This is a genomic window from Streptomyces sp. NPDC053426, from assembly GCF_055585405.1.
The window spans coordinates 389,953-410,080 of sequence record NZ_JBVJKE010000004.1; the positions used below are offsets into that span (position 1 = coordinate 389,953).

Annotated in this window: 17 protein-coding genes; 10 read left to right on the plus strand and 7 right to left on the minus strand. The window is 72.0% G+C overall.

Going from position 1 to position 20,128, the window contains the following annotated elements; translation table 11 throughout:
• Nucleotides 1-16: 16 nt before the first annotated feature.
• Nucleotides 17-1,375, plus strand: coding sequence for a phosphoglucosamine mutase (gene glmM / locus ACZ62B_RS11325; protein WP_344557956.1), 1,359 nt, complete (start codon nt 17-19; stop codon nt 1,373-1,375).
• Between the two features lie 77 nt (nt 1,376-1,452).
• On the opposite strand, the gene ACZ62B_RS11330 is transcribed toward glmM, so the two are convergent.
• The 4 genes from ACZ62B_RS11330 to coaA form a co-directional block, all read right to left on the minus strand.
• A complete protein-coding gene (locus ACZ62B_RS11330; protein WP_344557954.1) occupies nt 1,453-2,178 on the minus strand; it encodes a hypothetical protein in 726 nt (241 codons plus the stop codon).
• Between the two features lie 3 nt (nt 2,179-2,181).
• Nucleotides 2,182-7,098: a ricin-type beta-trefoil lectin domain protein gene (locus ACZ62B_RS11335; RefSeq protein ID WP_469690071.1), complete on the minus strand. Its 4,917-nt coding sequence runs from the start codon at nt 7,096-7,098 to the stop codon at nt 2,182-2,184.
• 460 nt (nt 7,099-7,558) lie between these two features.
• On the minus strand, nt 7,559-8,506 hold the full coding sequence (locus tag ACZ62B_RS11340) for a DUF389 domain-containing protein (protein WP_468722188.1): 948 nt from the start codon (nt 8,504-8,506) through the stop codon (nt 7,559-7,561).
• Nucleotides 8,507-8,522: 16 nt separating this feature from the next.
• Entirely contained in the window at nt 8,523-9,512 is a 990-nt protein-coding gene (gene coaA / locus ACZ62B_RS11345; RefSeq protein ID WP_344557935.1) for a type I pantothenate kinase, read from the minus strand.
• A 228-nt stretch (nt 9,513-9,740) separates the two neighbouring features.
• Here coaA and ACZ62B_RS11350 point away from each other — a divergent pair, with 228 nt between their 5' ends.
• The 3 genes from ACZ62B_RS11350 to glmS all read left to right on the plus strand — a co-directional run bounded on the left by ACZ62B_RS11350 (nt 9,741) and on the right by glmS (nt 13,503).
• Nucleotides 9,741-10,547 carry a hypothetical protein gene (locus ACZ62B_RS11350; protein ID WP_469689964.1) on the plus strand — a complete coding sequence of 269 codons (807 nt, stop codon included), beginning with the start codon at nt 9,741-9,743 and terminating at the stop codon, nt 10,545-10,547.
• A 195-nt stretch (nt 10,548-10,742) separates the two neighbouring features.
• Nucleotides 10,743-11,531: a hypothetical protein gene (locus ACZ62B_RS11355; protein ID WP_344557931.1), complete on the plus strand. Its 789-nt coding sequence runs from the start codon at nt 10,743-10,745 to the stop codon at nt 11,529-11,531.
• Between the two features lie 124 nt (nt 11,532-11,655).
• Nucleotides 11,656-13,503: a glutamine--fructose-6-phosphate transaminase (isomerizing) gene (gene glmS / locus ACZ62B_RS11360; RefSeq protein ID WP_344557929.1), complete on the plus strand. Its 1,848-nt coding sequence runs from the start codon at nt 11,656-11,658 to the stop codon at nt 13,501-13,503.
• Here glmS and ACZ62B_RS11365 read toward each other — a convergent pair.
• Entirely contained in the window at nt 13,464-13,658 is a 195-nt protein-coding gene (locus ACZ62B_RS11365) for a DUF397 domain-containing protein (RefSeq protein ID WP_469689967.1), read from the minus strand. The two genes, glmS and ACZ62B_RS11365, sit on opposite strands and share 40 nt — an antisense overlap.
• Before the next feature lie 105 nt (nt 13,659-13,763).
• A complete protein-coding gene (locus tag ACZ62B_RS11370; protein WP_468722184.1) occupies nt 13,764-14,150 on the minus strand; it encodes a hypothetical protein in 387 nt (128 codons plus the stop codon).
• A 57-nt stretch (nt 14,151-14,207) separates the two neighbouring features.
• Here ACZ62B_RS11370 and ACZ62B_RS11375 point away from each other — a divergent pair, with 57 nt between their 5' ends.
• The 5 genes from ACZ62B_RS11375 (at nt 14,208) to ACZ62B_RS11395 (ending at nt 17,151) form a co-directional block, all read left to right on the plus strand.
• The gene (locus ACZ62B_RS11375; protein ID WP_344557924.1) at nt 14,208-14,660 is read left to right on the plus strand and encodes a MarR family winged helix-turn-helix transcriptional regulator; all 453 of its coding nucleotides are present in this window, start codon (nt 14,208-14,210) and stop codon (nt 14,658-14,660) included.
• Nucleotides 14,661-15,020: 360 nt separating this feature from the next.
• The gene (locus ACZ62B_RS11380) at nt 15,021-15,593 is read left to right on the plus strand and encodes a hypothetical protein (RefSeq protein WP_469689969.1); all 573 of its coding nucleotides are present in this window, start codon (nt 15,021-15,023) and stop codon (nt 15,591-15,593) included.
• A gap of 126 nt (nt 15,594-15,719) precedes the next feature.
• The gene (locus ACZ62B_RS11385; protein ID WP_073932735.1) at nt 15,720-16,091 is read left to right on the plus strand and encodes a holo-ACP synthase; all 372 of its coding nucleotides are present in this window, start codon (nt 15,720-15,722) and stop codon (nt 16,089-16,091) included.
• A gap of 5 nt (nt 16,092-16,096) precedes the next feature.
• Nucleotides 16,097-16,219, plus strand: coding sequence for a hypothetical protein (locus tag ACZ62B_RS11390; RefSeq protein ID WP_469689971.1), 123 nt, complete (start codon nt 16,097-16,099; stop codon nt 16,217-16,219).
• A 95-nt stretch (nt 16,220-16,314) separates the two neighbouring features.
• Complete coding sequence (locus ACZ62B_RS11395; RefSeq protein WP_344558071.1) at nt 16,315-17,151, plus strand: RNA polymerase sigma factor SigF; 837 nt, start codon at nt 16,315-16,317, stop codon at nt 17,149-17,151.
• A 57-nt stretch (nt 17,152-17,208) separates the two neighbouring features.
• Here ACZ62B_RS11395 and ACZ62B_RS11400 read toward each other — a convergent pair whose 3' ends face one another.
• Nucleotides 17,209-18,393 (minus strand): hypothetical protein, encoded by a 1,185-nt coding sequence (locus tag ACZ62B_RS11400; protein WP_469689972.1) that lies wholly within the window; start codon nt 18,391-18,393, stop codon nt 17,209-17,211.
• A gap of 148 nt (nt 18,394-18,541) precedes the next feature.
• On the opposite strand from ACZ62B_RS11400, the gene ACZ62B_RS11405 reads away from it, so the two are divergent.
• Nucleotides 18,542-19,975 carry an NAD(P)H-hydrate dehydratase gene (locus ACZ62B_RS11405; protein WP_469689974.1) on the plus strand — a complete coding sequence of 478 codons (1,434 nt, stop codon included), beginning with the start codon at nt 18,542-18,544 and terminating at the stop codon, nt 19,973-19,975.
• Nucleotides 19,976-20,128: the final 153 nt, after the last annotated feature.

A 20,128-nucleotide genomic window follows, 5' to 3' on the forward strand; every position in this document is an offset into this window, starting at 1 on the left:
TTCCTCAGGAGGACAAGTGGGACGACTCTTCGGCACGGACGGCGTGCGCGGTGTCGCCAACGCGGACCTGACGGCGGAGATGGCGCTCGGCCTGTCCGTCGCCGCCGCGCACGTACTGGCCGAGGCGGGCACGTTCGAAGGACACCGGCCCACCGCCGTGGTCGGACGTGACCCACGCGCGTCCGGAGAGTTCCTGGAGGCCGCCGTCGTCGCGGGCCTCGCCAGCGCGGGCGTGGACGTCCTGCGGGTCGGCGTGCTGCCGACACCGGCCGTGGCGCACCTCACCGGCGCGCTCGGCGCCGACCTCGGCGTCATGCTCTCCGCCAGCCACAACGCCATGCCGGACAACGGCATCAAGTTCTTCGCCCGCGGCGGCCACAAGCTCGCCGACGAGCTGGAGGACCGCATCGAGTCCGTGTACGAGGAGCACCGCACCGGCGCCCCCTGGGACCGCCCGACCGGCGCCGGCGTCGGTCGCGTGCGGGACTACGAGGAGGGGCTCGACCGTTACGTCGCCCACCTCGTCGGCGTCCTCCCGAACCGGCTGGACGGTCTGAGGATCGTCCTCGACGAGGCGCACGGCGCCGCCGCGAAGGTCTCCCCGGAGGCGTTCACCCGGGCCGGGGCCGAGGTCGTCACCATCGGCGCCGACCCGGACGGCCTCAACATCAACGACGGCTGCGGCTCGACCCACCTCGACCAGCTGAAGGCCGCCGTCGTCGAGCACGGGGCCGCGCTGGGCATCGCCCACGACGGCGACGCCGACCGCTGCCTGGCCGTGGACCACACCGGCGAGGAGGTCGACGGCGACCAGATCCTCGCCGTGCTCGCGCTGGCGATGCGGGAGCGTTCCGCACTGCGCTCCGACACCGTCGTCGCGACCGTCATGTCCAACCTCGGCTTCAAGCTCGCCATGGAGCGCGAGGGCATCCGGTTCGTGCAGACCGCGGTCGGCGACCGGTACGTGCTGGAGGAGATGAAGGAGAAGGGCTACGCCCTCGGCGGCGAGCAGTCCGGCCACGTCATCGTCCTCGACCACGCGACGACCGGCGACGGCACGCTCACCGGCCTGCTGCTCGCCGCACGGGTCGCCGGCACCGGCCGTACGCTGCGGGAACTCGCCTCGGTGATGGAGCGCCTCCCGCAGGTCCTGATCAACGTCCCGGACGTCGACAAGTCCCGCGTGAAGACCTCCGCGGAACTCGCCACGGCCGTCACCGAGGCCGAACGCGAACTCGGCGGGACGGGCCGCGTGCTCCTCCGTCCCTCGGGCACGGAACCCCTGGTCCGCGTCATGGTCGAGGCGGCGGACATCGACCAGGCCCGCTCGGTCGCGAGCCGCCTGGCGGACGCGGTGAAGTCGGCGCTGGGCTAGCACGGCGCCGGCGCACTTCCGGAAACGGCGGACGGCGGGGACACCATCAGGTGCCCCCGCCGTCCGCCGCTTCCGGATCAGTGCCGGTGGTTGAGGTTGTCCTCCACCAGGAACTCCGGATAGCCGAACCGCTGCCCGAGAGCGACGAAGGCTTCATGGCTCGACGTGTCGATCTCCACGAAGTACGCCTTCACGGCGCGCAGGAACAGCCGGTAACCCAGGTCGGCACAGGCCTCCGTGACGACCTGCCGCAGTGCGGGGACGAGGCCGCGCACGGGGAGCCCGTAGCCGGGGTCCGAGGCCGCACGGTCCAGGTCCTCCGCGACCGGGCGGATCGCCCCGAGGACGGCCTGCCGCGCCTGCTCGTCCAGCACCGGCCGTGCCGGCGGAGGCGTGAAGGCGGGATCGTCCTCACGGACCCGGGTGAGCCAGGCGTCCTCCAGCGCTCGCAGCCAGGCGCGGGCGCCGAAGCCGTACGCCCCCGGGTCGAAGGTGCCGTGCGTGGCGCCGAGCCACACCGTGCGGATGGTCCCGTCCGGCAGCGGCGACTCGACCAGAGCGCGGATGTCGTGCCCCAGCCGTACGGCTCTGGACCGGTCGAAGTTCTCCACCGCGGCCGCGGGGAGCGTGAGCCACCACGCCGACGGCCCGCCCCCGGGAAGGAAGCGCTCGGCGTCCTCCGGGGAGAGCTCGTCGGGGACGTTCCACTTGGAGGTCACCCAGCTGAGGCCGATGTCCTCCACGAAGGTGTCTTCCAGGTACTCGTTCAGGGTGCCCGGTCCTTTCCCGGTTCCGTCGGTCATGGGTCAGCCTTCCGGGTAGGCGGTGTAGACCACGTACTTGGTCGGTTTGTGCTGCTTGCCCACGTACTTCAGGCTGATCGACACCTTGTTGCCGGCGGCGGACTTGACCGCGTCGTCGCCGTTCCTCACCCACTTGAAGCCCAAGGATCCCTCGTCGCCGAGCGTCCAGGTGAAGGTGAGCAGATCCTTCCGCGGGTCGAAACCGATCCCCTTCCCGATGCGCTGGGCCTGCTTGTTCTTCCAGGTCTCCAGTTTGTCGGCGTTGCGCGGCTGTGCGATCCACTGCCTCATGGCCTTGTCGACGGCGCGTGCGGCGGTCGCCTCGTCGAGCCACCGCGTCGCGATGCCCCGGACCGAGTCCAGCGCCTTCTGCTTCATCTGCGCGTCGGTCTTGTTCACGTGGTCGCGCAGGGTGTGGGCGCCCTCGATGCCCTCGTCACCGACGATGTCGGTGCAGTTGTGGACGAGGACGTCCTGGGGCCGGGTGCCTTCGGTGGTGACGTAGAAGGTGTGCAGCGCGTCGACCGTCAGGTCGAAGACCTCGCGCGCCGCCAGCCCGCTCCGGTCCGTGAGCCCCGTCACCGCGTGGAGGGCGCCGTCCGGGGTGCGGAGCCGGTCGCCCGTCCGGAGGTCGGAGACCAGGGTCCAGCCCCTGCCCTCCACCCAGAACCGGTGGCCGGCGGTGCTGGTGAGGGCCCCGTCCGCGAGGGCGATGTCGATCAGACGCGTCGTCGGATGCCGGAAGGTGTCGGTCACCGGCTGCACGGCCGACCGCCCGGTCAGCGGGTCGCCGGCGAGCAGCAGGTCACCCACCCGTACGTCCCGGATCGCCTTGCGGGAGCCGTCCGCCATCAGTACCCGGGTGGCGCCCGGGAAACTGTTCACCCGGCAGGCGGTGATCACGTCCTCGTAGGCGTTGACCGCCCCCTCGATCTTGGCGACGGTCGCGGGGTCGATGCCGTCCAGGGCCTTCAGCGCCTTCAGGGCGTCGGTGACGCCGACGCCCGTGTGCATCGCGGCGTTGAGCGCGTGGAGCGCGTCGCCGATCTTCGCGAACGCCTTGCCCGGGATGAAGTTGCTCGCCGCCCAGGCGCAGCCGCCGACGCTGCCGTGCCAGCAGTCCACGAAGTCCTGGACCAGGGCGGCCTTCAGGATCTGGTAGACGACGGTCTGCTTGATCAGGTCGAGCTTGCTGAAGTACTGGGTGACGTCCTTCTTCAGCCCGCTGAACGGCTGGGTGCCGAGGTACAGCGTGTCCCCGGCCGGGCAGCCGGTGGCGGTGGCGGGCACGTCCGGGTTGGTGCAGAGGTAGAAGTCGACCTTCACGTCGAAGGTCACCGCGAACGTGACCGTGCAGCCCTCGAAGCCGATCTCGATGACGCAGTCGTTCTTCTGCTGGGCGTCGGTGACCTCGACGGTGTCCTCGTCGGCCACGTAGAAGACGCCGCCGATGCCGGTGCCGGCGCCCGAGGAGACCTGCTGGTTGGCCTCCTTGCGTTCGGCGGATTCCGCCGCCTCCTGGGCCTCCTCCGCGTACTTCAGGGCGTCCTTCGCGGCCTCCTCCGCCTCGGTGGCGGCGGCGTCCGCGCGGGTGGCCGCCGCACGGGCGTCCCTGGCGGCCTCCTCGGCCTCCGTGGCCGCCGCGCGGGCGGCCGCCGCGTCGAGGGCGGCCTCGTCGGCGGAGTCGCGGGCGGCCTTGGCGTGGCCTTCGGCGCGGCCCGCCGCCTTGTCGGCGGCCTCCGCGTCCTCGGTGGCCTGGCGGTCGTACTCCACCGTGCGGGCCAGGGAAGCGGCGGCCTTGGACGCGGCGAGAGCGGCGTCGGCGGCGTAGCCCAGGGCCTCCTTGGCGTAACCGCGGGCGTCGGCGGCATGGCCGGCGGCGTTCGCGGCGTGGACGTAGGCCTGCTTCGCGTCGCCCTGCGCCTGGTCGGCCAGGTTCTGCGCGGCGGAGGCCTCCGCCTGCGCGTTCTTGGCGTGGGCCTCGGCGACGGCCTTCTGCTGCTCGGCGATCGACTTCGACGCCTGCCCCGACAGCACCACCAGGCTCGCGGCGGAGTCCGTGGTGACGTAGGGGGAGCCGAGCTGGATCGCGTCGTTGGCGGGCTTGGCGACCTGCGCGGCGGCGTTGCCGGCGTCCACCGCGGCCTGCGCGGTGACGTGGGCGAAGCCCGCCGCCTTCGCCGACGCGGCGACGGCCTTGCCGGCCTCCTTGCTCGCCTCGTCCGCGTGGGTCTTGGCGGTCTTGGCCTCCTGTTCCGCCTCGTCGGCCAGTTCGACGGCCGCCTTCGCCTCGGCCGCGGCGTGCTTCGACGCCTGGATGGCGTCCGCCGCGGCACTCGTCGCGGTCCTCACCGCGGCGTCGGCCTTCAGCTTCGCCGCCTGGGCGCCGTCCGCGTGCGCGCGGGCCCGCTTGGCGGCCGCCTCGGCACGGGTCGCCGCGGCGTCCGCGTCGGCGGCCGCCTCGGTCGCGGCGTCGGCCGCGGAGCGGGCCTTCGTCGCGGCGGCTTCGGCGTCGTCGGCGTGCCCGGCGGCCGCGTCGGCCGCCGCCCTGGACTCCTGGGCGTTGCTGTCGGCCTCGTGCGCCTGGGCGTACGCCTCCTTCGCGTCCGCCTTCGCGCGGGCGGCGTCGGCCTTCTGCTCCGCGTCCCAGGCGTCGTCGCGCAGGTCGCGGGCCTTGTCCCTGGCCTTGACCGCGGCGTCCCTCTTGTCGGACGCCGTGCCCTCGGCCGCCTCCGCCTTGTCCTTGGCGTCCTTGGCCTTCGTGGCCTCGCTCTCGGCGGTACTGCGGTGCTCGGCGGCCTCCGCCTGCTTGGCGGCGGCCGTCTTCTTCTCCGCCTCGGCCGTCTTCTCCTCGGCCTCGGCGGCCAGGCGCTTGGCGTGCGCGTCGGCGGCGGCCGTCTTGGCCTCGCCCTCGGCCTTCACCGCCTCGGCGAGCTTCGCCTCCGCGGTCTCCTTGTCCTTCTTGGCGTTGTCCCGGTGCACCTTGGCCGCGTCGGCGGACGCCTTCGCCTGCAGTTCGGCGGCGTGGGCGGCCTCCCGGCGGAACTCCGCCTTGGACTGGGCGGCCTGGGCGAGCGCCCGCTGGGCGATGGTCTCGCCGTCACCGGCGGACGCCCGGGTGGCGGCCTCGGCCGTCTCCGCGGCCTTCACCAGCGCTTCCAGCGCGGCCACCGCACCCTTGGTGACCTGTGCCTTCTGCTGGCCCGCCAGCAGACCCCGGCCGCGCGGCGCCCCGTTGGCGTCGGCGATGGCGTAGGCGGCCTGCGTGGCCGCGTCCGACGAGGTGCCGGCCTTCTTCGCCGCCTCGAACTGGGCCTTGACGACGGCGAGCTGCTTCTTGGCCTGCGTCTGGGCGTCGGTGATGCCCTTCTTCGCCTTGGCGAACTGGGCCGTGTCCGGGTACGACAGGCTGTCGGTGCCCTTGTGGCCGGACGGCTTGATCAGGAACTTCTGCGAGGACGCGTTCTTGCAGTCCCACAGCCGCGCGTCCGTGCTCTTGGTGAACGAGCTCAGGTCCAGGCACTTGCCGGTGGTCAGGCTCTGCAGGGGAGCGGTGGCGCGGGCGTCGCCCTTCCACGACTGCCCCTTGGACTTGTAGCAGTCCGAGATCTGGATCTTGGTGCCGTTCGCCGAGGCGTTCCCGGCGACGTCCAGGCACTTCTGCGAGCCGACGTTGCGCAGGTGGAGGTCGTCCTCGCTGCCCTCCAGGGTCCACTGCTGGGCCGCGCCGCCGTTGCAGGTGTAGATCTGGACGGGCGTGCCGTTGGTCTTGCCGCCGCCGGCGACGTCCAGGCAGCTGCCCTTCGCGCCCGGCACCTCGATCGTCACGGTGCTGTCACCGATCCAGCCCACCCCGCCGGCGGACCAGTAGTCCTGCCAGCGGGCGAGGTGGTCGGCGATCCAGGACTGGCCGAGCATGTCGGCCATCGCCTCGGAGCCCTTGGTCAGGGCGGTGGTGGCCTCGCGGTTGGCGTCGAGGATCTGGTTGCGCTGGACCGACTGGGAGCCGATCTCCTGCTGCCACTCCTGCGCGGCGACGTCCTCCATCCCGCGCAGGACCTTGTTCGGGTCGATCGGGTCCTGCCAGGCGCAGGACGCGAACCGTGCCTTCAGGTCCTCGACGGCGATCCGGTACTCCGCCGTGCCCGGCTCGGGAGCGGTGCGGGGGAAGCCGCCGGAGGCCAGGAACAGCCGGGCGTCGTCCGCACCCGTCGGGTCGAAACCGTCCGTCAGGTGCTCGAACGCCTGGGTTTCGTAGTACTGCCGTTCCCGCTCGTCGGAGGGCAGGGTCGGGTCGTACGGCTTCTCGCCGTAGAGCGGGGCCCCGAGGTCGGTGACGGCCTTGACGACCTTCTCGTCCGCCTCCGGGGTCGGGTCGTAGAAGTCGAACTCGGCGTTCCAGTCGGGGCCGCCGGCCCACTTGCCGAGCCCGGTCTGGTCGTAGAAGTCGTCGCCCTCGTGGACGCCCGGCACCCACTGGAACCCGGTGACGGTGAATCCGCCGGGGACCTCGAGGCCGTCGAGGGGCCTCTCCCACGCGTCCCGGCGCGAGTGGAGACGGTCCCAGGTGGCGTCCCAGTCGTCCTGGTCCTTGTCGTGCGCCTCGCGTAGCGGGCCGTCGAAGGCTCCGTCCAGGTCGGCCAGCTCGCGCAGCTTCTCCGGGGTCTGGTTGAGGGCGTTCTGCGCGAAGCCGTACATGCCCGGCCCGCCCAGGCGCAGCGCGTCGTTCATCAGGCACTGGTCGAACCGCAGTTGCTCGTCGGCGGTGGTCTCGTACCAGTCGTCCGGCCGGTCGCTCGACTGGGCCCCGGCGGGCAGGCCCATGGGTCCGGGCCGTACGACGAGTGCGGCCAGCACGGCGACGGCGGTCAGCAGGAGGACGATACGGGTGAGTGCTCGGTGTCTCGCCGATGTCACCATCGGGAAGACGGGTGGTCTGGAGCGCAAGGGCGCATCCCCTTCGGGTGGCAGGAGACGGCCGGGAAGGCGCCGGTGAGGGCGCCCGGACTCTCGTGGAGTCAGGAACGGCTACGGTCCTCCGGTACGGGATGCACGGATGGCAGATGATGTGGCATGCGACACGCCCCTCCCCGTGGCGGCGCTGTTCCCCCGGTCGCTGATGGCTGTGCGCGGAGCGGACTGGTCGGGTCCGGCCGCGCGGGCGTAACACTAGGCAGCGGCCCGGCTACGGGGAAGAGCGGACGGTTCCGCCGCCGGAGAAGGTTGGCGGGATCTCGGCTACCGGCCGGTAGCCTTCCTTGTTCTCCGTTTCGGCACGCCTCAAGGGGCGCATGTGAAGTTCCGGTGTTCGAGTGGTGATCGAAGCGGGCGGATGTTGACCGAAGTTGGCCGATATTGGGCAATGGTTGCCCGGGGTCCGTCAGGCGCGCGCCCGCCTGCGCAGCCGCTCGTGCTGTCTGGCCCAGAAGTACTTCTGCGCCAGCAGGGTGGCGGTGCCCGCCAGGACGATGCCGAAGAGGTTGAGCAGCAACTGCTCGGTCGACCCCCAGGTCTGCACCGTGTCCCCGTAGCTCAACGCCACCGCGGCGTTCGCGGCGGCCGGCACCGTCGTCACCGAGATGGCGACACCGACCAGCGCGCCGGACTTCGCGGACGTCAGCGAGAGCGTGCCGGCCGCGCCCGCCAGTACCGCCACCACGAACGAGAACCAGTCGGGGGCGTACACGAAGCCGGTCTGCGGCCGCTCGCCCTCCAGCTGCTCCTTGGTGAACAGCCCGACCGCGTCCATGAAGAGGCTGAAGGCCACCGTCACCGCCATCGCCACCACGAAGCCCACCAGCAGGGCGATCACCGAGCGCAGCGCGAGACGGGGCTGCCGCTGTACGGCCGCGGTGGAGATGCCGGCCAGCGGTCCGAACTCCGGGCCCACCGCCATCGCGCCCACGATCAGGATCGAGTTGTCCAGCACCACGCCACAGGCCGCGATCATCGTGGCCAGCGTGAGGAACGCGAGGTAGGTGACCGAGAGCGTCGACTCCTCGTGGGTGGCCTCGGTCAGTTCCTCCCACAGCACCGCGTCCGCGGGCTCGCCCGGCGCTTCCTCCTCCGCCTTCTCGGCCCGCTTCGACAGCGCCAGGTCGATGTTCTCCACGGCGATGGAACCGCTCGTGTCCAGCCCCAGCCGCCGCAGCCCGCCGAGCAGGGTCTCACCGGCCTCCCGCGCCACGTCGCACATCACCACGTCCCCCGCGGGATCGCGGGCCGCACCCGGCAGCACGCACAGATGCGCGGTGCCGATCGTCCCCTCGATCAGTCGGACCACGTCATCGGTCTTCTCGGCCGGTGCGATCAGTCGCAGGTGCAGCATGACGGCAGCGTAGCGGTCAGAGTTTGCGCAGGCTGAGGCGCTGCACCTTGTGGTCGGGGCCCTTGCGCAGCACCAGCGTGGCCCGGCCCCGGGTCGGGGCGATGTTCTCCACGAGGTTGGGCTTGTTGATGGTGCGCCACATCGTGCGGGCGTAGTCGAGGGCCTCCTCCTCGGAGACCTGGGTGTACTTGCGGAAGTACGACGACGGGTCCTGGAACGCGGTCTCGCGCAGCCGCTTGAAGCGGTTGAGGTACCAGCGCTCGATGTCCTCCGCGCGGGCGTCGACGTACACGCTGAAGTCGAAGTAGTCGGCGAGGCCCACGCGCGTGCGGCCGTCCTGGCCGGGCAGGGCCGGCTGGAGGACGTTGAGTCCCTCGACGATCAGGATGTCCGGGCGGCGCACGGTGAGCTTCTCGCCGGGCACGATGTCGTAGATCAGGTGGGAGTAGACGGGGGCGGAGACCTCCTCCTTGCCCGCCTTGACGTCGGCGACGAAACGGGTCAGCGCGCGGCGGTCGTACGACTCGGGGAAACCTTTCCGCGACATCAGGCCCCGCTCCTGGAGCTCCTTCGTCGGCAGCAGGAACCCGTCCGTCGTCACCAGTTCCACGCGCGGGTGCTCGGGCCAGCGGGAGAGCAGGGCGCGCAGGAGACGGGCGACCGTGGACTTGCCGACCGCCACCGAACCGGCGACCCCTATGACGAACGGGGTGCCGGACTGGGAGCCCTGCTCGCCGAGGAACGTGTTCAGCGCGCCCCGCAGGCCGTCGGTGGCGCCGACGTAGAGGTTGAGCAGCCGGGACAGCGGGAGGTAGATGTCCCGCACCTCGTCGAGGTCGATGACGTCACCGAGGCCGCGCAGCTGTTCGACCTCCGCCGCCGACAGGGGCAGCGGAGTCTTGTCGCGCAGCGCGCTCCACTCGGCGCGGGTGAGGTCCACGTAGGGAGTCGCCTCCGGCCGCTGCCGGTGGGCGCTCCGGGGTATCGAGGAGACCGGAGAGATCACAGTCCATTGTTAACGGAGTTCGAACAGGGCGGCAGGTGGGGTGTGTCACGCCGGCCGGCCCGCCGTGGCCGACGGCCCCGTCGAGGTCACGGTCGGGTCTCGGGCCGCCGGTTTTCGATCGTCTGTGCGATTGCCGTGTGTACGGTGCGTTCAAGATCGAACGGAGCCGTGCTCCGGTCCCGACATGCCTCAACAGACTCCGACGCGATACGACGAAAGAGTGCCGACGTGAAATCGACCGTTGTCCGCCGCACCGCCCTCGCGGCCTCCGCCGCCGTGCTGACCCTGCTCGCCACCGCCTGCGGCGGGTCGTCCGACGACGACGGCGCGGCCGGTGACGCCAAGGCCGGGGCGGACCGGTCCGCCCCGGCGGACAAGACCGACGAGGCCGCCCCGGCGGGCGGGGCGCTGACCGCCGCCGAGCTGGAGAAGGTCGCCCTCGCCCAGGCCGACGTCAAGAACGGCGAGGTCACCACCAAGGTCCCGGCGGAGGACGACGTCGCCAAGGACCAGGTCTCGGCGGACGACGAGGCCTGCCTGCCGCTCGTCCACGCCCAGGCCGCGGTGGCCCAGGGCGAGCCGGCGGCGAACGTGAAGCGCTCCTGGACGGGTCAGACGGAGACGCCGTCCGAGGGTTCGGGTCCGGACGGGCAGGACATGACCACCATCGGCGTGGACAAGATCATGCTGAACCTCGCCTCCTACGAGGACGGAGGCGCCGAGAAGGCGCTCGCGGAACTGAAGGCGGCCGCCGAGAAGTGCGCCGGCGGTTTCACGGCGTCCATGGGAGGCGACGAACTGAAGGTCGCCGAAGCCGCCACGACCGCCGCGCCCGAGGGCGGGGACGAGGCGGTCGCCGTCACGCTCGGCGTGGACATCGGCAAGGACGCCAACGGTCCCATGAAGATCGTCGTGGTCCGCAAGGGCTCCACGCTCGCTTCCTTCAGCGCCGTCAACCTCTCCGCCATGATGACCGGCGCGGACTTCGAGGTCCCCGCGGACGTCGTCGACGCACAGGTCGCCAAGCTCGGCTGACACCGGATCCGCCGGCGGCAGGCGGGCTGTGTCACGTGCGGCGGTCGCCCGCAGTCCTCCGAGGTCACGCGGTTGTCACGGTCGCATACCGGGTGATCGCCTGATGATCATCTGTGCGGCGGCTGTGTGTGAGATCCGTTTAAAGTGCGCGCAATGCGCTGCGGATTCCTCCGCGCCTTCGAGAAAGAGTCCCCCGTGAGAACCATCGCCGTCCGCCGTACCGTGCTCGCCGCCTCCGCCGCCGCGCTCGCCCTGCTCGCCACCGCCTGCGGTGGCTCCGGCGACGAGGACAAGGCCGGCGACGGCAAGGGCAAGACGGAGTCGAGCGCCTCCGCCTCCGCCGCGCCGGCGGCCAAGGCGCTGACCGCCGCCGAGCTGGAGAAGGCCGCGCTGGCGCAGGCGGACGTCAAGGACGGCAAGGTGACGGAGGTGCCCGCCACGGACGACATCGCCGCCGACAAGGTCAAGGCGCAGGACGCGGCCTGCCAGCCGCTCGCCCACCTGCAGATGGGCGTGCCCGCCGGCTCGCCGGCCGCCACGGTGAAGCGTTCCTGGACGGGCGAGCCGGAGAAGCCGGCCGCGGACGCCGGCCCCGACGAGGCCCTGCTCGCCGGACTCGGCGCGGAGAAGATGGTCGTCACGCTCGCCTCCTACGAGGACGGCGGCGCCGAGCAGGTCATCAAGGACGTGGACGCCGCCGCCGGCAAGTGCGCCGGAGGCTTCACCTACGACGCCATGGGCGAGCCGTTCAAGATCCTGTCGGTCGAGAAGACCGAGGCGCCCGGCGGTGCCGACGAGGCGGTCGCGGTCACGGCGCTCCTGGCCGCGGACGAGGACGTGAAGACGCCCATGAAGCTGGTCGTCGCGCGCAAGGGCGCCACCGTCGCCTCCTTCACCGTCACCAACTTCGCCTCCGCCGTCACCGGCGAGGACTTCGACTTCCCGACGGCGGTCTCCGACGCCCAGCTCGGCAAGCTCGCCTGACGCATCCCGGTTCCCGCGTTCCGTTCCCGCCGGTGCCCGGACGCCTTCGTGCACCGGTGGGAATTTCCGATTTCGGGCAGGCGAAGGCCTTTTCCGGCGACTGACGGACCGTAGGCTGCCGGGCATGTGCGGAATCGTGGGCTATGTGGGGCCGCAGTCGGCGCTGAGCGTCGTGACGGCCGGACTGAAGCGGCTGGAGTACCGGGGATACGACTCGGCGGGCGTCGCCGTGCTGGCCGACGGCGGGCTGGCCACCGCCAAGCGGGCCGGGAAACTCGTCAACCTGGAGAAGGAGCTGGCCGAACGGCCGCTGCCGACCGGGACCACCGGCATCGGGCACACCCGCTGGGCCACCCACGGCGGCCCGACGGACGCCAACGCCCACCCGCACCTCGACAACGCGGGCCGGGTCGCCGTCGTCCACAACGGCATCATCGAGAACTTCGCCGCCCTGCGCGCCGAGCTGGCCGAGCGCGGCCACGACCTCGTCTCCGAGACGGACACCGAGGTCGTCGCCCACCTCCTCGCCGAGGAGTTCTCCGCCTGTGCCGACCTCGCGGAGGCGATGCGGCTGGTCTGCCGGCGCCTGGAGGGCGCGTTCACCCTGGTCGCCGTCCACGCGGACGAGCCGGACGTGGTGGTCGGCGCGCGCCGCAACTCCCCGCTGGTGGTGGGCGTGGGGGAGGGGGAGGCCTTCCTCGCCTCGGACGTGGCGGCGTTCATCGCGCACACGCGGGACGCCGTCGAGCTGGGGCAGGACCAGGTGGTCGAGCTGCGCCGGGACGCGGTGACGGTCACCGACTTCGACGGGGGCGCGGCCGACGTCCGCGAGTACCACGTCGACTGGGACGCCTCCGCCGCAGAGAAGGGCGGCTACGACTACTTCATGCTCAAGGAGATCGCCGAGCAGCCGAAGGCGGTCGCCGACACCCTGCTGGGCCGTATCGACGGGTCGGGCTCACTGACCCTGGACGAGGTCCGCATCCCGGCGAACGTCCTGCGCGAGATCGACAAGGTCGTCATCGTCGCCTGCGGTACGGCCTTCCACGCTGGGCTGATCGCCAAGTACGCCATCGAGCACTGGACCAGGATCCCCTGCGAGGTGGAACTCGCGAGCGAGTTCCGCTACCGGGACCCGATCCTCGACCAGCAGACCCTCGTCGTCGCCATCTCCCAGTCCGGCGAGACCATGGACACGCTGATGGCCCTGCGCCACGCCCGCGAGCAGGGCGCGCACGTGCTGGCGATCTGCAACACCAACGGTTCCACGATCCCGCGCGAGTCCGACGCCGTGCTGTACACGCACGCCGGCCCGGAGGTCGCGGTCGCCTCGACCAAGGCGTTCCTGACCCAGCTCGTCGCCTGCTACCTGGTCGCGCTGTACCTGGGCCAGGTGCGGGGCACCAAGTGGGCGGACGAGATCCGTGCGGTGGTACGGGACCTGTCGTCGATCTCCGGTGCGGTGGAGCGCGTCCTGGAGACGATGGAGCCGGTACGGGAACTGGCGCGATCGCTGGCCGCGAAGAACACGGTGCTGTTCCTGGGCCGGCACGTCGGCTACCCGGTCGCGCTGGAGGGCGCGCTGAAGCTGAAGGAACTCGCGTACATGCACGCGGAGGGTTTCGCGGCGGGCGAGCTGAAGCACGGCCCGATCGCGCTGATCGAGGACGACCTGCCGGTGGTCGTGGTCGTCCCGTCGCCACGCGGCCGCTCCGTCCTCCACGACAAGATCGTCTCCAACATCCAGGAGATCCGCGCACGGGGTGCGCGCACGATCGTCATCGCGGAGGAGGGCGACGAGGCGGTCGCCGAGTACGCCGACCACCTCATCCGCATCCCGGCCACCCCGACACTGCTCCAGCCCCTGGTGGCGACGGTGCCGCTCCAGGTCTTCGCGTGCGAGCTGGCGACGGCGCGGGGGAACGAGGTGGATCAGCCGCGGAACCTGGCGAAGTCGGTGACGGTGGAGTAGGTCTTCGCGCCGTCCAGGAAGGCGGCGAACGCTCCGGCCGGGAAGGCGAGGGTCGCCCTGGCCGGGGCTTTCGAGTCGCGGACAGCCGTGCGGTCGGGGCGGGTCGTGATCTCGACGGAGTCGACGAGGGCCGAGCCGTGGGGTACGTCGCGCACGACCGTGTCCGGCTCGGCAACGGGACCGCCCCCACGTGGGTCATGGTGCCTGCGCGCCCGTGCGCCGTAGCGCGAGTCTCCCCGTCGGTCCCCGACCGGACGGACTCAGGTGAGGAGACAGGCGCGGGCGCGGGCCCAGGTCTCCGCCGGGTCGAACACGTCCGAGCGCCAGGTGGTGGAGGTCAGGGCACCCCTCCCCCGGTACGCGCGCATGATCTCCACGTGCGGCCGCCAGGCGATGAAACGGTTCAGGGCGGCCTCGTTCCGCCAGACGGCCACGGCACCGCAGCGCCGGGCGACGGGACGCGCCCAGAGCCACATCCCGTACGCCCCTTCCAGCTCCGGCCAGCCGTTCGCGAGCTGTCGGGCCGCGCGGTGGACACCGGGCAGGTCCATCACCCGGTCGAGTCTGAAGTCGGTGACGCTGACCAGGACGGAGCCGTCCCGGCCGTGGTCCGGCCCGGGTGTCCAGGACGATCTCAACAACTTCATATGCATGTGCTTATGATCTGTGTGAGCGTATGGTCTGTCAACGGGTACCTTCCTCGGATGAACGCAGCTCCCGGGAACACGCCCCGCCCCGACCTCGCCGCCATGGTCGTCCCTCTGGGGCGTGCCCTCATGGCCGCCGAACGGCCGGTTCTCGACGCGCACGGCCTGACCATGTGGGCGTACGCGGTGCTGTCCCACCTCGACGAGACACCACTTCGCACCCAGGCCGCACTGGCCGAGGCCATCCACGCCGACAAGACCCGGATCATCGCCGTGCTCGACGACTTGGAGTCCCGCGAGCTGCTGACCCGCCGGCCCGACCCCGAGGACCGCCGGGTGCGCCTGCTCTCCCTCACTCCCGAGGGCCGCCGACTCCGGGACACCGTCCGGACCGCCGTCCGGGAGGGTGAGGAGCGCCTGCTCGAACAGGTCCCCGCCGCCGACCGGGAGGCCTTCCTCCGGACCCTGGGCTTCCTGTACGAGGTGAGCCAGGGCCACCCAGGCCGCTGAACGGGGCCACAGGGGCTCCTGGCCGTTTTGAGGGCGACCGGACCTGCCGGACAAACCCCGGGGAGCGCGTCGGGTCGTGACCGATCTGTCGATTCGCCCTCGCGGTGCGGCCTGGACCGGCAGAGCTTCTTCCGTGGCGCGAGTGAGACTGACGGACGCGGAGCGGTAGTTCATCGGGCCGTGCCTGCCGGACGGCGCCGGCAGGCACCCCCCTGTGTCCGCTCGTGAAGCACCTCGAGGCCGACACGGCGAGTGTCCCCCCTGCGGCGGACGCTGCCCGGTGCAGCGTCCGCCGCAGGGGGGAGCGGTTCCGCCCACGGGGGTGATCCCTGGTTGTGCCTGCTTCACGAGGATGAAGCCATGAAGCTGAAGATCCTTCACACGCCCCCGTCCGTCGGTGACACCGAGCGGCCCGTTCCCCGCTGGGCCATGCGCCTGGCCTACGCGCTTCCGCTGCTTCTGCTGCCGTCGTGCCTGTGGCGGCTGCCCTTCGCCGTGCACTTCGAGATGGGGCAGGTCCAGGATCTCGGCCTGCCGCCCTATTGGGTGAGCATCCCGTACGTCCTCGGGCTCAGCGTGTTATCGGAAGCGATCGCGTTCTTGACCATCGGGCTGGTCCGGGGCTGGGGAGAGGTGGCGCCCACCTGGATCCCGGTCATCGGCGGCAGACGCGTCCGACCGATGGCGGCCGTCGTCCCCGCCGTCCTCGGCGGCCTGATCCTCACCCTGCTGTTCACCAGCGTCCCGATCGGCGACGGTCGCAGGCTCACCCTGTACGGCATCGCCGACAGCGCCGGATACACCAGCGACGCCTGGCAGGCGCTTGCGACGGTGTGCCTCACCCCGATCGCCGCATGGGGACCCGTCACCGTCGCTCTCGGGATCGCCTACTACCGCCGCCGAACCGCGCCGTCGCCGGGTCAGGGGTCCTGACGAAGGCGTCGGACGTGCCGGTGGCCCACGCCTTCCGCGTACATGACCGGCCGCACCGTCCGGCATGACGCGATCTCCCGGGGGCTCACCCCGCCCACACCCGCCCCACCGCAATAAAGTGCCCGCATGAGCATCATCGGAGTCGGGATCGACGTGGCCGAGATCGAGCGGTTCGCGGAGTCGTTGGAGCGGACGCCCGCGCTGGCCCAGCGGCTCTTCCTGGAGAGCGAGCTGCTGCTGCCCAGCGGCGAGCGGCGCGGTGTCGCCTCGCTCGCCGCGCGGTTCGCGGCCAAGGAGGCGCTCGCCAAGGCGCTCGGCGCGCCCGCGGGGCTGTACTGGACCGATGCCGAGGTGTGGTGCGAGGACAGCGGGCAGCCGCGGCTGCGGGTGAAGGGGACGGTGGCCGCGCGCGCCGCCGAGCTGGGCGTACGGTCCTGGCACGTCTCGCTCAGCCATGACGCCGGGGTGGCCTCGGCGGTCGTGATCGCGGAGGGGTGAGGCCCGTGCTCTCCTTCCCCGGGACCGGGGTCGACCTGCCTCTCTGGGGCGACGCGCTCCTCGTCGCCGCCGCCGTGCTCACCGTCGTGTTCGCCCTCGTACGGCTGCTGCGCCACCGCCGTCGTTGACCCGGATGCGTGCTTCGGATGGACCGGGGTAGACGCGTGGAGCCGGTGCCCGAGCCGGGCCGAACGAACAGGGAGGGCGAACAGTGACGTCGACGATGGCGCGGACCGACCGAGCTCAGACGGTGACCGAGCTGCCGGAGGTCGCCGATCCCGGTCAGGTCGCGCCGAAGGACGCACGGGAGCTGTCCAAGCAGTTCTTCCGCCGGCTCACGGAGCTGGAGGAGGGCACGCACGAGTACCAGTACGCGCGCAACACGCTGATCGAGATGAACATGTCCCTGGTCCGCTTCGCGGCCGGCCGGTTCCGCAGCCGCGGGCCGGAGGAGATGGAGGACATCGTCCAGGTCGGCATGATCGGGCTGATCAAGGCGATCGACCGGTTCGAGCTCTCCCGCGAGGTGGAGTTCACCTCCTTCGCGATCCCCTACATCGTCGGCGAGATCAAGCGGTTCTTCCGGGACACCTCGTGGTCCGTGCACGTGCCGCGCCGGCTCCAGGAGGCCCGGGTGCAGCTCGCCCGCGCCACCGAGGAACTGCGCAGCCGGCTGGGCCGCACGCCCACGACCGCCGAACTCGCGCAGCTGATGAGCCTGACCGAGGAAGAGGTCAACGAGGCCCGGATCGCCTCCAACGGCTACAACTCCGCCTCCCTGGACGCCGCCATCGGCAGCGAGCCGGACGGCGAGAGCGTGCTCGCGGACTTCATCGGCACCGAGGACGCCGCGCTGGAACTGGTCGAGGACTTCCACGCGCTCGCCCCGATGATCGCCGACCTCGACGAGCGCGAGCGCAAGATCGTGCACTGGCGGTTCGTGGAGGAACTGACGCAGGCGGAGATCGGCGAGCGGCTCGGCTGCTCCCAGATGCACGTCTCGCGGCTGCTGTCCCGCACGCTGAAGCGGCTGCGGGCGGGGATGCTCACCACGAACTGAGACCGGACGGACGGGGACGGGGTGCGGCTCACCGGGCCGCACCCCGCGCCCTTTTCGTCAGCAGACCGACTGGCTGCTGTTCACCAGACGGTTGTTGCGGAACGTCGTGTTCTCGCCGCAGGGGCTCTCGCGGATCGACGAGTTCGTCACCGTGAGGTTCTGGACGGTGATGTCCCGGTTGTTCGGGAACTCCGAGCGCGCGGCCAGGCGGATCTCGCCGCCGCCGGTGACCGTGCCGCTCTGGGCGGCGAGGTTCACGTTGTAGCAGTTCTCGATGAGGATCGCGTTGTTGCCCGTGTCCGAGAGCGTGATCCTGTCGATCGTCGCGCCGCCGCTCTCCGAGACGCAGAACACGCCCCGTCCGCCGCCGCGCGCGACGACCTCGCCGACGCGGATGTTGGTGGGGTAGGAGCCGCCGATCCGGCCGTTGCGGTTGGCCATGCGGAAGGCGGCGTACCCGGTGCCGGTGCCCGCGTTCTCCGCGTCCACCCTGGAGACGGTGGCGTTGATGGTCTGGTTCAGCAGCAGCCCCGACTCGCCGACGTTGCGGGCGGTCACCGTGCCGATGGTGAGGCCGTCGACGCCGTACGTCTCCACGGCGTGGCTGGACGCGCCGGAGACGTACACGTCGTCGATGCGCACGTTGCGCGTCCACTGGCTGGTGTCGCCGCGGTTGTCGATGCGGACGCCGAGGCCGCGCGTCAGGCGCATGTCGATCTGGCCGAGGACGACGTTCTGCACGTTGCGCATGAAGATGCCGTACAGCGGGGCGCCGGTGACGTTGAGGTGCTGCACCTCGATGTCGCGGGTGCCGCGGGAGTAGACCGGGGCCTGGTCGCCGGAGCCGCTGCCGGTGACGTCGATGGTGCCGCAGACGTCGAGGGCCGTGTAGCTCGGCAGCGAGATGCGGGAACCGGCGGAGATGGAGCCCGAGCCGCGGACCACCACCCGTTCCTTGCTGGTGCGGCCGGAGGACAGGCTGCTGATCGCCGCCTGCACGGCCGCGCGCATGTCGCCGCCGGTGTAGACCGTGCTGCCGCCGCGCCTGGCGGTCCAGGTGCCGCCGTTCAGTACGGCCTCGGCCTGGTAGGAGCCGTCGCCGCAGGCCGCGGCGCGGGCGGGGGCCGGGGACGCGGTGGTCGTGGGGGAGGTGGCGGCGGTCGCCGGGGCCGTCATGACGCCGGCTGCGGTGAGGAGTGCGGTGGCGCCGGCTGCGGCGAGAAGTGCGGCTCTGCGTGCCATGGGGCCTCTGCTTCCGTCGTCGAACCGATTCGACTGAATCGATTCATCCTGTGGGGGGCCGAGAGTTTGGCAAGGGCATGGCAAGGAGTCAAGCGGTCCGCCTCTCCGTTGCGGGAGTCGACGGGCCGTCTGCGGGAGACTCGGACGCATGCGTACTGCGTACAGCGTGGAGACGGTCAGGACGACGGAACGGGAACTGATGGCACGGCTGCCGGAGGGGGCGCTGATGCAGCGCGCCGCCGCCGGTCTCGCCGCTGCCTGCGCGGATGTGCTGGGGCGGGTGTACGGCAGCAGGGTCGTCCTGCTGGTCGGCAGCGGGGACAACGGCGGTGACGCCCTGTACGCCGGTGCCCGGCTCGCCCGGCGCGGGGCGGGCGTGAGCGCGGTGCTGCTCGCGCCGGAGCGCGCCCATGGCGGGGGGCTCGCGGCGTTGCGCCGGGCGGGCGGGCGGACCACGGGCACGGACGGCGCCGAAGGGCTGATCGAACGGGCCGATCTCGTCGTCGACGGCATCGTCGGGATCGGCGGCAAGGGCGGACTGCGCCCGGAGGCGGTGCCGCTCGCCGACGCGGCCGGGCGGGCGCGGGCGGCCGTGGTCGCCGTCGATCTGCCGAGCGGGGTCGACGCCGACACCGGGGAGGTGCGGGGGGCGGCGGTCCGGGCCGACCTCACGGTGACCTTCGGGACGCACAAACCGGGGCTGCTGATCGATCCGGCGCGGGAGTACGCGGGGTCGGTGCGGCTGGTCGACATCGGGCTGTCGCTCCCGGCGGAGCCGGAACTGGAGGCGCTGCAGCACGCGGACGTGGCCCGGCTGCTGCCGGTGCCGGCCGTCGAGAGCGACAAGTACCGGCGGGGTGTCGTCGGGATCGCCGCCGGGTCCGCCCGGTATCCGGGGGCGGCGGTGCTCGCGGTGGCGGGGGCGCTGCGGGGCGGGGCGGGGGCCGTACGGTACGCCGGCCCCGCCGGGCAGGCCGTGATCGCCCGCTTTCCCGAGACGCTGGTGTCGGACGGGGGGCCGAGGCGCGCGGGGCGGGTGCAGGCGTGGGTGGTCGGACCGGGGGCCGGGGACGACGCGGGGACGGTCGCGGAGGTGCTGGCGGCGGACGTGCCGGTGCTGATCGACGCGGACGGGCTGCGGCTGGCGGAGGCGTCGGCGGTGCGGGGGCGGCGGGCGCCGACGTTGATGACTCCGCACGCGGGGGAGGCGGCGGCGCTGCTCGGGGTCGAGCGGGAGGAGGTCGAGGGAGGCCGGCTGGCGGCTGTGCGGGAGCTGGCGGGGCGGTACGGGGCGACGGTGTTGTTGAAGGGGTCCACGACCCTGATCGCGTCCTCGGGGGGCGGGGTGGTGCGGGTGAATCCGACGGGGACGTCGTGGCTGGCCACGGCCGGCAGCGGGGATGTGTTGTCGGGGCTGGCCGGGTCGCTGCTGGCGGCGGGGCTGTCGGCGGTGGACGCGGCGAGTGCGGGGGCGTATCTGCACGGGCTGGCGGGGCGGTTCGCGGCGGACGGGGCGCCGATGGGGGCGCACGATGTGGCGGAGGGGATCGCGGGGGCGTGGCGGGACGTCGTACGGGGGTGAGCGAGGGCTCGGCGTGGGGGTGGGGCGGGGGTGGGTTGCGCAGCCCGGCGCTTGCGGGGTGCCTCCCCCACGCTCGGCTCCGCTCACGCGGGAGGTGCCCCCATCGCCCACCCGTGCCGCTGGGGGCACCTCCCAGACCCTTGAGGCACTGGG

Excerpts from the sequence above, each read along its gene's own strand:
- ACZ62B_RS11330 (WP_344557954.1), bottom strand. The coding sequence starts at position 2,178 with ATGACCGACGGAACCGGGAAAGGACCGGGCACCCTGAACGAGTACCTG.
- ACZ62B_RS11335 (WP_469690071.1), bottom strand. The coding sequence starts at position 7,098 with ATGGTGACATCGGCGAGACACCGAGCACTCACCCGTATCGTCCTCCTG.
- ACZ62B_RS11340 (WP_468722188.1), bottom strand. The coding sequence starts at position 8,506 with ATGCTGCACCTGCGACTGATCGCACCGGCCGAGAAGACCGATGACGTG.
- glmS (WP_344557929.1), top strand. The coding sequence starts at position 11,656 with ATGTGCGGAATCGTGGGCTATGTGGGGCCGCAGTCGGCGCTGAGCGTC.
- ACZ62B_RS11370 (WP_468722184.1), bottom strand. The coding sequence starts at position 14,150 with ATGAAGTTGTTGAGATCGTCCTGGACACCCGGGCCGGACCACGGCCGG.
- ACZ62B_RS11375 (WP_344557924.1), top strand. The coding sequence starts at position 14,208 with ATGAACGCAGCTCCCGGGAACACGCCCCGCCCCGACCTCGCCGCCATG.
- ACZ62B_RS11380 (WP_469689969.1), top strand. The coding sequence starts at position 15,021 with ATGAAGCTGAAGATCCTTCACACGCCCCCGTCCGTCGGTGACACCGAG.
- ACZ62B_RS11385 (WP_073932735.1), top strand. The coding sequence starts at position 15,720 with ATGAGCATCATCGGAGTCGGGATCGACGTGGCCGAGATCGAGCGGTTC.
- ACZ62B_RS11395 (WP_344558071.1), top strand. The coding sequence starts at position 16,315 with ATGGCGCGGACCGACCGAGCTCAGACGGTGACCGAGCTGCCGGAGGTC.
- ACZ62B_RS11400 (WP_469689972.1), bottom strand. The coding sequence starts at position 18,393 with ATGGCACGCAGAGCCGCACTTCTCGCCGCAGCCGGCGCCACCGCACTC.
- ACZ62B_RS11405 (WP_469689974.1), top strand. The coding sequence starts at position 18,542 with ATGCGTACTGCGTACAGCGTGGAGACGGTCAGGACGACGGAACGGGAA.